We start from the raw sequence: 9,219 nt of genomic DNA on the forward strand, positions 1-9,219 counted from the left end.
CGTGAACCATCGGGCGTTTCGTCTCGCTTCGCTCGCTCAACGATCGGTCGCGTGAACCATCGGGCGTTTCGTCTCGCTTCGCTCGCTCAACGACCGGTTTCGCCTCGCTCCGCCCGCACGACGAACCGACCCCGGAACCCGCCTGCTCCTATGACATTGCCGAGTGATTGTCCAGAGGCCCCCCCGCGAAACCGCGCAGTTCTAGGCTGGGGGGTGCCATGAAGGTCATCTCGTACAACCTGCGCAAGCACCGCGCCGCAGGTGAGCTCACCGCCCTCGCCCAGCGATACGGCGCCGATGTGATGTGCCTGCAGGAATGCGACACGGCAGACATGCCGGCATCCATCGGCGGATTGAAGCTCGCCGAGGCCACGTCGCGCAATCGCCTGGGCCTGGCCGTTTACTACCGCGAGAACACGTACAACCTCGTCGACGTGCGCTCGATGGCGCTCAAGAAATCCATGCACGACCGCGTTCTCAAGCCCGCCGAAGAGCGGATGCTGGGCGTGCGACTGCACGACATCGACGAGAACCGCGATGTGATCGTGGCGTCGTTCCATGCGGCTCCGCTCACGGCGCTCAACTCGCTGCGGCGTCATCAGATCCGCACGGCGCTCACCGAGCTGCAGCAGCTGGGCACCGGGTTGCCCGAGCTCATGGTCGGCGACTACAACTACCCGGTCTTCAAGGAGAACCTCGGCCAGAAGGTGCGCGAGCACGGCTACGAGCTCAACCTCAGCGATTCGCGGACGTACACGCGGTACCGCTTCTTCCGCGGCCACTACGACTTCGCGACCTCGGTCGGCTTCACGATCGACCGGGTGCGCACGCTACCGCAGGGCCTCAGCGACCACCTGCCGATCCTCGTGACGGCCACGGCGCAGGACCGCTCGGCGGCCAAGGCCGCCTGACGCGCAGCAACCGCACCAGCCGCAGCAGCCAAGCCGGCTTGACGCGCACCAGCCGCAGCACCAAGCCGCCGGCCCTCAGCCCGCAGGCTCACCCGTCAGCAGCCGGCGCACGACCGCCGCGCTCATCCGCTCCCACCGGTCGCCGCCGTTCTGACCTGCGAGGATCGCCGCCTCGCGGCTCATCAGGATCAGAGCGCTGAGGTCGTAGCCCAGGGTCGACGCCGTCGCCCAGCCCGCGCTGGCCGACGGGTGGATCGGCAGCCTGCCGGGCACGTCCAACCGGGCGATCTGCTCGAGGCACGAGCTCAGGAGCCCCCGAACGACGACGTCCGGCCGCGACACCAGCACGAACGTGCCTCCCGCGTCGGGGCACACCTCCGAGTCGGCCGGAAAGACGGATCGCGCGAGCAGGGTGACGCGCTCGGCGAGGTCGGAGAAGGCGGGAGCGCCCGCAGCCTGCCGGATCTCGGTCGCATCGTCCACCCGCAGGTAGATCATCGACAGCTGCTCGCCGGCGGCCTGCGCGGCCGACAGCCGGTCGCCGGCGCTCTCCTGGAAGGAAGTCCACGCCGCGGGCGCGGATGCCGCGCGGCGCAGGGTGCTGTCGCGGACCGACAGACCCAGCACCGCGATCAGCGCGCACGTGACGTACGCGAGCAGTCCCACCGACGCACCTGCGCGCAGCAGGACGAGGTCATCTCCACCCGTCGGCGGTGCGAGCAGGCCCCGGATCGCGCTCGCGACGCCGGCGGCGCCGAAGAGGGCCGAGATGAGCGCGAAGGGCAGGAGCAGCCGATCCCGGCGATCCGCGAATCGCAGCCAGTCGAAGAAGAACAGGACCGCGAAGCCGGCCGCGACCAGATAGACGATCCGGTACACCGCGGTGAACCCGGCCACGTCGCCGGCCAGAACCAGTGCGACCGCAGCCGACACGGCGGCGAGCGGCGCGATCCACACGAACGGGCGCACACCCCAGTACGCCCGGAAGCCGGACCACAGCAGCGCGGGCCCCCCGATCAGGGCACCGAGACAGATCCGGCGGATCATCTCCGAGTCGTTGACCGAGGCGGCGGTGACGCCGACCGTCGCGACCATGGCCAGGGTGAAGGCGCACGACCAGTAGAGGGTCGCCTTGCTCGGCCTGCTCAAGAAGGCGACGCCGACCGTCAGCAGCGTGGCGAGGGTGGCGATCGCCGCCTGGGCGAGCCCGACTCCCCAGTCCGTCCCCGCGATCACCCCGTTCCTCCCGCTCCGCCACCGGAGGCGACCAGCGCCGCGCTCGGCAGCCGCATCGTGACCGTCGTGCCGGCTCCCTCCTCGCTCTCGAACGACAGACTGCCGTCGTGCGCCGCGACGATCTCGTTCGTGATGGCGAGTCCGAGACCCGTCCCGCTCGCCTTCTCCTGGGCGGCCTGGGTGCGGAAGTAGGGATCCAGCAGCTTCGGCAGCTCCTCCGCGGAGACACCGATGCCGGTGTCGGACACGATGAGTGACACCGTGCCGTCGTCCACCCGCGCGTGAATGCGCACCTCGCCGCCGGAGGGCGTGTATTTGATCGCGTTGCTCAGGAGGTTGTCGACGACCTGGCGCAGCCGGAACGCGTCACCGAAGATGGGCAGCGGCTCCTGGACGACCGCGCGGATCGTCACATTGTGGGCGCGAGCGGTCGGACCGAACGATGCGACCGAGTCGTCCACGATCTCGCGCAGGTCGATCTCGGCGCGTGCCTCGGTGCCGGTCGTCGTGGTGCGCGACGAGGTGAGCATGCTCGTGGCCATCTCGGCCAGCCGATTGCTCGCCCCGAGCATGGTCTCGATGCGCTTGCGGGTCTTGGGGGTCAGCTCGTCGATCTCGAGCGAGAGCTCGGCGTTGCCGATCAGCACGGTGAGCGGATGCTTCAGCTCATGCGACGCGATCTCCGCCAGCCGCGCGCGCTCCCGCTCGGCGTAGGTGATCGCCGTGATGTCGTTCACGACGAGGAGCTGGCTCGCCTCCTCGCGGCCGGACGCGGGCACCCGCTTGGTGCTGATGGACAGCGCGTGCCACTCGCCGTTCGGGGTGAACAGCCAGACGCGCACATCCGTCAAGCTCTCGCCGCGGGCCGCTCGGGTGAAGGGCCGGTCCATCGCCGGAATCGGCATCTCGCGAAGTCCGGTGTACTCGACCGATCTGGCCGGCAGGCTCGGGTCGAGGGGGTCGAGTGCGTACAGGCGGGAGTAGGACTCGTTCACGGCGAGCACCGCGCCCGACGCGGAGATCCGCACGACGCCGGTGTCGACTCCGTTGAGGATCTCGCGGATGTTGCGCTCCTCCCCTCTGCGTCGGTCGGCGGTGGCGGTGAGGCGTCCGGCTTGGCGCACCAGAAGACGTCGGAGCGAGCGGGTCTGTCGCATCGCGAGGTGCGTGGTGACGCCGAGGAAGGCGAGTGACAGCAGGACGATGAAGATCCTCAGCGTGAGGCCGTTGCCGGTGGGTGCCATCGCCTGGATCAGCAGGATCACGGCGATGACGCCGAGCATCGCGGCGATGGCGTCCGCGCGGAAGTTCATCGAGACCCAGATCACCGGGAACACCCACAGATAGCCGAGGCCCAGCTCCGTTCCGCTCGAGAGCAGTCCGATCGCGATCGCGTCCAGGAACGGGATGATCAGCACAGCGGCTTTGGGCAACAGCGCCCACGGAGTGATGAGCGTCGCGACGGTGAGGGCGATGATCGCGGTCGTCCCGGCGGCGAAATTCCACATGCCGTACAGCTGGGGCTGCATCGCCAGGACCAGCACGCCCATCACCACGACGCTCGCGGCGAGGATCAGCTGAGTCAGCCAGATCGAGCGCGTGCGACTGTCCGGCGCACCTGCCGGGAGCGCTTCCCATCTGCCCCCGATGGCCATATCCGGAGTCTATCGGCGGGCCGCCGTGCCGGCCCAAGCGCAACGTTCCCTGAAGTTCGCACCCGGGTTCGTGAAGATCCCGGAGATCGCGTGAAGATCACCGCGAACCGATCGGATGCCGCTCCTCGCGCCCCTAATGTCGGGATCAGCGGCAGAGCACAGACTGCCGGTCAGCTTCAGCCAGGGGAGTGAGTCCGATCAGCATGGTCGAGGTGCAGACAGCCGAGCGCAGCGCGCCGGCACAGCGGCGCAGGCGCCAGTGGGGGACCGAGCGCTCCCAGGCCCCGCTCCCCGCAGTGCACGACCGGCCGTCCAATGCGAAGCTGATCTGGGGCCGCGTGGCGATCTGGGTGACGGTCGCAGTGTGGGCGCTCTACGTGCTCACCGTGGTCGTGACGCTCCTGATGGCCGGCGCGTTCGACACGACGTGGCGGGTCATCGAGGCGGTGTCCTATCTCCTGGTCGTCACGCTGCTGACCTTCTCGGCGCTGATGTACCTCGTCGCCCGCCAGGGCGCCTACCAGCGGTTCCGCGCGCACCGCCGGGCGCCGCGCGCCGAGCTCGACCGCCACTTCTCCAGCCCGCACGAGACGCTGACCGTGCTCGTCCCCTCCTACGCCGAAGAGCCGGCCGTCGTGCGCAAGACCCTGTGGTCGGCGGCCCTGCAGGAGTACCCGTCGCTGCGCGTCGTCCTCCTCATCGACGACAACCCGAAGCCGAGCGACCCCGCCGACCTCGAACGCCTGAACGAGACGCGCGCGATCGCCGACGACATCATGGAAGACCTGCACGTGCCGGCCATGCGATTCAGCTACGCGCTGATCGCCTGCGAGCACGAGTCGCTCGTGGCCGGCGGCCTCACCGAGCAGTCGATGGTGCACCTGCTCGAGGAGTACGAGTGGGCCGTCCAGTGGCTGCGCGACAAGGCCGCCGCGCAGCCGCGCGAAGACCACGTCGACGATTTCTTCGTCGAAGAGGTGCTTCTGGGGCTCGCGGACGACCTCGAGACGACCGCGTTCGCGGTGGCCGCCGCGATCGCGGCATCCGAGATGATCCCCGCCCAGCGCATCCACGAACTGTTCCGACGACTGGTCTGGATCTTCAGCGCCGAGGTCGCGTCATTCGAGCGCAAGCGCTACGTGTCGCTGTCGCACGAGGCCAACAAGGCGATGAACCTGAACTCGTACATCGGCCTGCTCGGGGGGCGGTTCACGCAGCAGGAGACCCCCGACGGGATGCTGCTCCGCCCCGCCACCAGCTCGGAACTGATCGACCTCGATGTGCCGTACTCCGAGTTCGTGCTCACCCTCGATGCCGACTCGGTGCTGCTGCGCGACTACTGCCTGCGCCTCGTGCACTTCCTCGAGCAGCCGCAGAACGCCCGCGTCGCCGTCACACAGACGCCCTACTCGTCCTTCCGCGAGGCGCCGACCCGAATCGAGCGCCTCGCGGGGGCGACGACCGACGTGCAGCACATCCTGCACCAGGGCATGACCGCTCACAACGCGACGTTCTGGGTCGGCGCGAACGCCGTCATCCGCATGGAGGCACTCGACGACATCCTCGAGATCGAGATGGTCGACGGGTTCGAGGTGCGACGCTATGTGCAGGACCGCACCGTCATCGAAGACACCGAGTCCAGTGTCGATCTCGGCGAGCACGGCTGGATCCTCATCAACTACCCCGAGCGCCTCAGCTACAGCGCGACGCCGCCCGACTTCGGGTCGCTGGTCGTGCAGCGCCGCCGCTGGGCGAACGGCGGGCTGCTCATCCTCCCGAAGCTGTGGAAGCAGATGCGCGAGCGCCGCCAGATGCTCAAGCCGCTGGGCATGGGCGAGGTGATGCTGCGCGTCAACTACATGGCCTCGATCGCGTGGGCCAGCTTCGGCCTGCTGTTCCTGCTCGCCTACCCGTACGACAGCCGGCTCGTCAGCCCACTGGTGCTCGTGGGTGCGCTGCCCTACTTCCTGGCGATGGCCAGCGATCTGCACTACACCGGCTACAAGCGCACCGACGTCCTGCGCATCTACGGCTTCAACCTGATCATGCTGCCGGTGAACCTCGCCGGCGTCTTCAAGTCGGTCCAGCAGGGTCTGACCGGCATGAAGATCCCGTTCGCGCGGACTCCGAAGGTGAAGGAGCGTACGGCCACGCAGCTGCTGTACGTCGTTGCGCCGTACGTGATCGTCGGGTTCTCCGTGTTCGTCGCCTGGCGCAGCTTCCAGGAGGGTGCGTGGGGCACGCTGGCCTTCTCCACGATCAACGCGATCCTCGCGTCGTGGGCGATCCTCGCGTACATCGGCATCCGCAATTCGATCGTGGATGTCTGGATCGGCCTCACCGACTGGATGTGGGTCGACGCGAACCGCACGGTCGCCGACTCGAGCGACACGGACGACGCGGCACTGGACTGGCGCACCGCGCTGCACGAGGGCCACGCGGCTCCGGGTACCAAGACCACCAAGGCACTGCAGAAGACGGGATCGCGCGCATGAGCCGCTCAGGGGCATCAACGGGTCGGCACGCGGGCAAGCGTCTGTCGGCATGGCGCGTCAGCGCGGCCGTGCTCACGGTGCTCGCGATCGTCGGCGCAGCCGTCGCCGTGCCGCTCGTGCTCAACAGCCAGGCCAGCGCCGAGTCGGCAGCCGTGAAGTCCGGCCCGCGCTGGTTCGGCGGCTACTTCGACGTGACGGCCGCGCCGGTGTCGGAGATGCCGACGTCGACGGACGCGCCGGCCAACGTGGTGCTGGCGTTCATCGTCGCCGAGGCCGAGGACTCGTGCGTGCCGTCGTGGGGGACCTACTACGGTCTCGACGAGGCGGGCACCGAGCTGGATCTCGACCGCCGCGTGGCGCGGATGCGTCAGAAGGATGCCGAGGTGGCGGTCTCGTTCGGCGGCGCCCTGAACACCGAGCTCGCCGGCGCCTGCGCCACCGTCGACGACCTCGCCGACGCGTACGAGGCGGTCATCGACCGCTACGACATCGAGATGATCGACCTGGACATCGAGGGGGAGAACCTCGCCGACACGGTCGCGGGCGAACGGCGTGCGCGCGCCGTCGCCCAGCTGCAGGCGGACCGTCGCGCGAACGGCGACGAGCTGAGCGTGTGGCTGACGCTGCCCGTGGCCACCCACGGCCTCACCGAGGCGGGCGTGGCCGCCGTCGCGCAGATGCTGTCGGCCGGCGTCGACCTCGGCGGCGTCAACGTCATGACGATGGACTACGGCATCGACCTCGAGGGCGCGTCGATGGCGGATGCCTCCATCTCGGCCCTGAACGCCACCCACGCCCAGCTCACCGAGCTCTACGACGAGCACGACATCGCGCTGCCGCGTGGCGGTGCGTGGTCGGTGCTCGGAGCGACGCCGATGATCGGCCAGAACGACGTCGCGGGCGAGATCTTCACGCTGAAGGATGCCGAGGAGCTCAACGCCTTCGCGGTGGACAAGTCGCTCGATCGCCTGTCGATGTGGTCGCTGAACCGCGACCGGACGTGCGGGGCGAACTATCCGAACACCCAGATCGTGTCCGACTCGTGCAGCGGCATCGACCAGGGCGGGCAGACGTTCGCCGCCATGCTGTCGTCCGGTTTCGACGGACGGGCGTCCGCAACCCCCGCCGCGACCGAGCGTCCGGTCGCGATCGTCGAGGACGACCCGGAGACGAGCCCGTATCCGGTCTGGTCGGAGGATCTCGCCTACTCGACGGGGGTGCGGGTCGTGTGGCATAGCAACGTTTACGCGGCGAAGTGGTGGACCCGCGGCGGAGCCGAGCCCGATGACCCGACGCTGGACGGCACCGCCACCGCGTGGACGCTCGTCGGCCCGGTGCTGGCCGTCGACGAACCGTTCACCCTGCCGACGGCGGCTCCGGGCACCTACCCGGACTGGTCGGGTGCGCAGACCTACGTGGCGGGCGACAAGGTGCTCTACAAGGGCACGCCGTACGTCGCCAAATGGTGGACGCAGGGCGAAGACCCGTCGCTCGGTGTCACCGACCACGACCGCTCCCCCTGGGAGCTCATAGACGCCGGGTGATTCCGTGATCGGACTGGGGGAGACCCGATCAGTGGCAGGCGGTACCCGAAGCCGCCGACCTCATGATCGGATCTGGGACCGATCACGGAATCAGCCGGTACCCGAAGCCGCGGGCCTCGTGATCGGATCTGGGGAACCGATCACGGGGTCAAGCGGTACCCGACTCCACGCACCGTCTCGATGTAGCGCGGATCGTTGGCGTTGTCGCCGATCTTGCGACGGAGGTTGGCCATATGGGCTTCCACCGCCCGCTTGTCGGCCTCGCCGACGTAGTACGACGTCGCGGCCGCCTCGCCCCGCAGCACGAGGGTCAGGTCGGACTTGCTGCGCACGCGCCGCTTCGACTCGATCAGCGTGGCGAGCAGATCGAACTCGGTGCGCGTGAGGTCGAGCTCGTCGTTGGCGATGAGGACTGTTCGCGTGGCGGCGTTGAGCCGCAGGTCGCGGTGGGTGAGCCACACATCGGGGTTGCCCGCCAGGAGCGCCGTCGGCGCGGACGCGTGAGACGCCTCACCCGAAGTCCCCTGCGGCTCGTCCGATGCAACCGGCGCTGAAGAGTGCAGACTGCCATTCCCGAACCGCGGCCGACGCAGAGCCGCCTCGATGCGGGCCCGCAGCTCGCGCGGCCGGAACGGCTTCACGACGTATTCGTCGGCGCCGGCGTTCAGGCCCAGCACGATGTCGGTCTCGTCGCCGAGGCCCGAGAGCATGATGATGAACGTCGGGCTGACGCTGCGGATTCGGCGCGCGGTCTCGAGCCCGTCGATGCCGTCCATGTTGATATCGAGCGTCGTGACCGACGGGTCGTGAGTCTTCACGGCCTCGACGCCATCTATGCCGTTGTCCACGGCGACAGTGCGCAGGCCGGCTGATTCGAAGACCTCGACGATCAGCTCGCGGATCTCGGGATCGTCTTCGACGACGACGGCGATCTGCTGGCGCTCCGTGTCGGTCATGCTTGTCTGCCTCGCGTTTACAGGGGAAGAACTGACAATCGGCTCAGCGGTCGCTGCGTGATCGACGGATCGTCGCGATCGCGACGAACGCGGCGCCGGCGAGCACGAGAGCGCCGCCGCCGATCCACAGGCCGAGCGTCGCTGCGGTGTCCAGGCCGGTAGCGGGCAGGGCGCTGCCGTCAGCCGAGGTCAGGGAGACAGCTGCCGTTCCTCCGGCGGAGGTCGCCGAGACTGCGGCGACGTTGTAGATGCCGGAGGCGTTGGACGGAAGCGTGATGCGCACGGCGGGCAGCGCGCCCGACTCGGTCGAGGTCGCGAAGCCGCTCGCGGTCGTGACGGCGAAGAGGATGGCGCCGATGCGTCCCTCTGCGCCGTTCTCTCCCGAAAGCGTGATCGTGACCCGCTCGTTCGCGCTGAAGGTC

At 68.8% G+C, this 9,219-nt stretch carries 7 protein-coding genes; 3 read left to right on the top strand and 4 right to left on the bottom strand.

What is annotated here, in order from left to right:
- Window positions 1–218 precede the first annotated feature (218 nt).
- Window positions 219–911: an endonuclease/exonuclease/phosphatase family protein gene (locus tag VFX99_RS10105; protein WP_329666168.1), complete on the top strand. Its 693-nt coding sequence runs from the start codon at window positions 219–221 to the stop codon at window positions 909–911.
- 75 nt (window positions 912–986) lie between these two features.
- Here VFX99_RS10105 and VFX99_RS10110 read toward each other — a convergent pair whose 3' ends face one another.
- Both VFX99_RS10110 and VFX99_RS10115 read right to left on the bottom strand, forming a co-directional pair.
- Window positions 987–2,147 (bottom strand): hypothetical protein, encoded by a 1,161-nt coding sequence (locus VFX99_RS10110; protein ID WP_329666169.1) that lies wholly within the window; start codon window positions 2,145–2,147, stop codon window positions 987–989.
- Window positions 2,144–3,802 carry a HAMP domain-containing sensor histidine kinase gene (locus VFX99_RS10115; protein WP_329666170.1) on the bottom strand — a complete coding sequence of 553 codons (1,659 nt, stop codon included), beginning with the start codon at window positions 3,800–3,802 and terminating at the stop codon, window positions 2,144–2,146. The genes VFX99_RS10110 and VFX99_RS10115 overlap by 4 nt, the downstream gene beginning before the upstream one ends.
- 212 nt (window positions 3,803–4,014) lie before the next feature.
- Between VFX99_RS10115 and VFX99_RS10120 the strand changes: the two genes are divergently transcribed.
- Both VFX99_RS10120 and VFX99_RS10125 read left to right on the top strand, forming a co-directional pair.
- A complete protein-coding gene (locus VFX99_RS10120) occupies window positions 4,015–6,297 on the top strand; it encodes a glycosyltransferase family 2 protein (protein WP_329666171.1) in 2,283 nt (760 codons plus the stop codon).
- A complete protein-coding gene (locus VFX99_RS10125; protein ID WP_329666172.1) occupies window positions 6,294–7,841 on the top strand; it encodes a chitinase in 1,548 nt (515 codons plus the stop codon). Before VFX99_RS10120 ends, VFX99_RS10125 begins: the two co-directional genes overlap by 4 nt.
- A 140-nt stretch (window positions 7,842–7,981) precedes the next feature.
- Here VFX99_RS10125 and VFX99_RS10130 read toward each other — a convergent pair whose 3' ends face one another.
- On the bottom strand, window positions 7,982–8,797 hold the full coding sequence (locus VFX99_RS10130; RefSeq protein ID WP_329666173.1) for a response regulator transcription factor: 816 nt from the start codon (window positions 8,795–8,797) through the stop codon (window positions 7,982–7,984).
- A 43-nt stretch (window positions 8,798–8,840) separates the two neighbouring features.
- On the bottom strand, window positions 8,841–9,219 hold a 379-nt coding region (locus VFX99_RS10135; protein WP_329666174.1), incomplete at its 5' end, for an LPXTG cell wall anchor domain-containing protein.

Source organism: Microbacterium sp., assembly GCF_036277215.1.
GTDB lineage: Bacteria > Actinomycetota > Actinomycetes > Actinomycetales > Microbacteriaceae > Microbacterium.

What these genes read in the sequence shown, in the direction of transcription:
- VFX99_RS10125 (WP_329666172.1), top strand. Translation starts at nt 6,294, where the DNA reads ATGAGCCGCTCAGGGGCATCAACGGGTCGGCACGCGGGCAAGCGTCTG.
- VFX99_RS10105 (WP_329666168.1), top strand. Translation starts at nt 219, where the DNA reads ATGAAGGTCATCTCGTACAACCTGCGCAAGCACCGCGCCGCAGGTGAG.
- VFX99_RS10115 (WP_329666170.1), bottom strand. Translation starts at nt 3,802, where the DNA reads ATGGCCATCGGGGGCAGATGGGAAGCGCTCCCGGCAGGTGCGCCGGAC.
- VFX99_RS10130 (WP_329666173.1), bottom strand. Translation starts at nt 8,797, where the DNA reads ATGACCGACACGGAGCGCCAGCAGATCGCCGTCGTCGTCGAAGACGAT.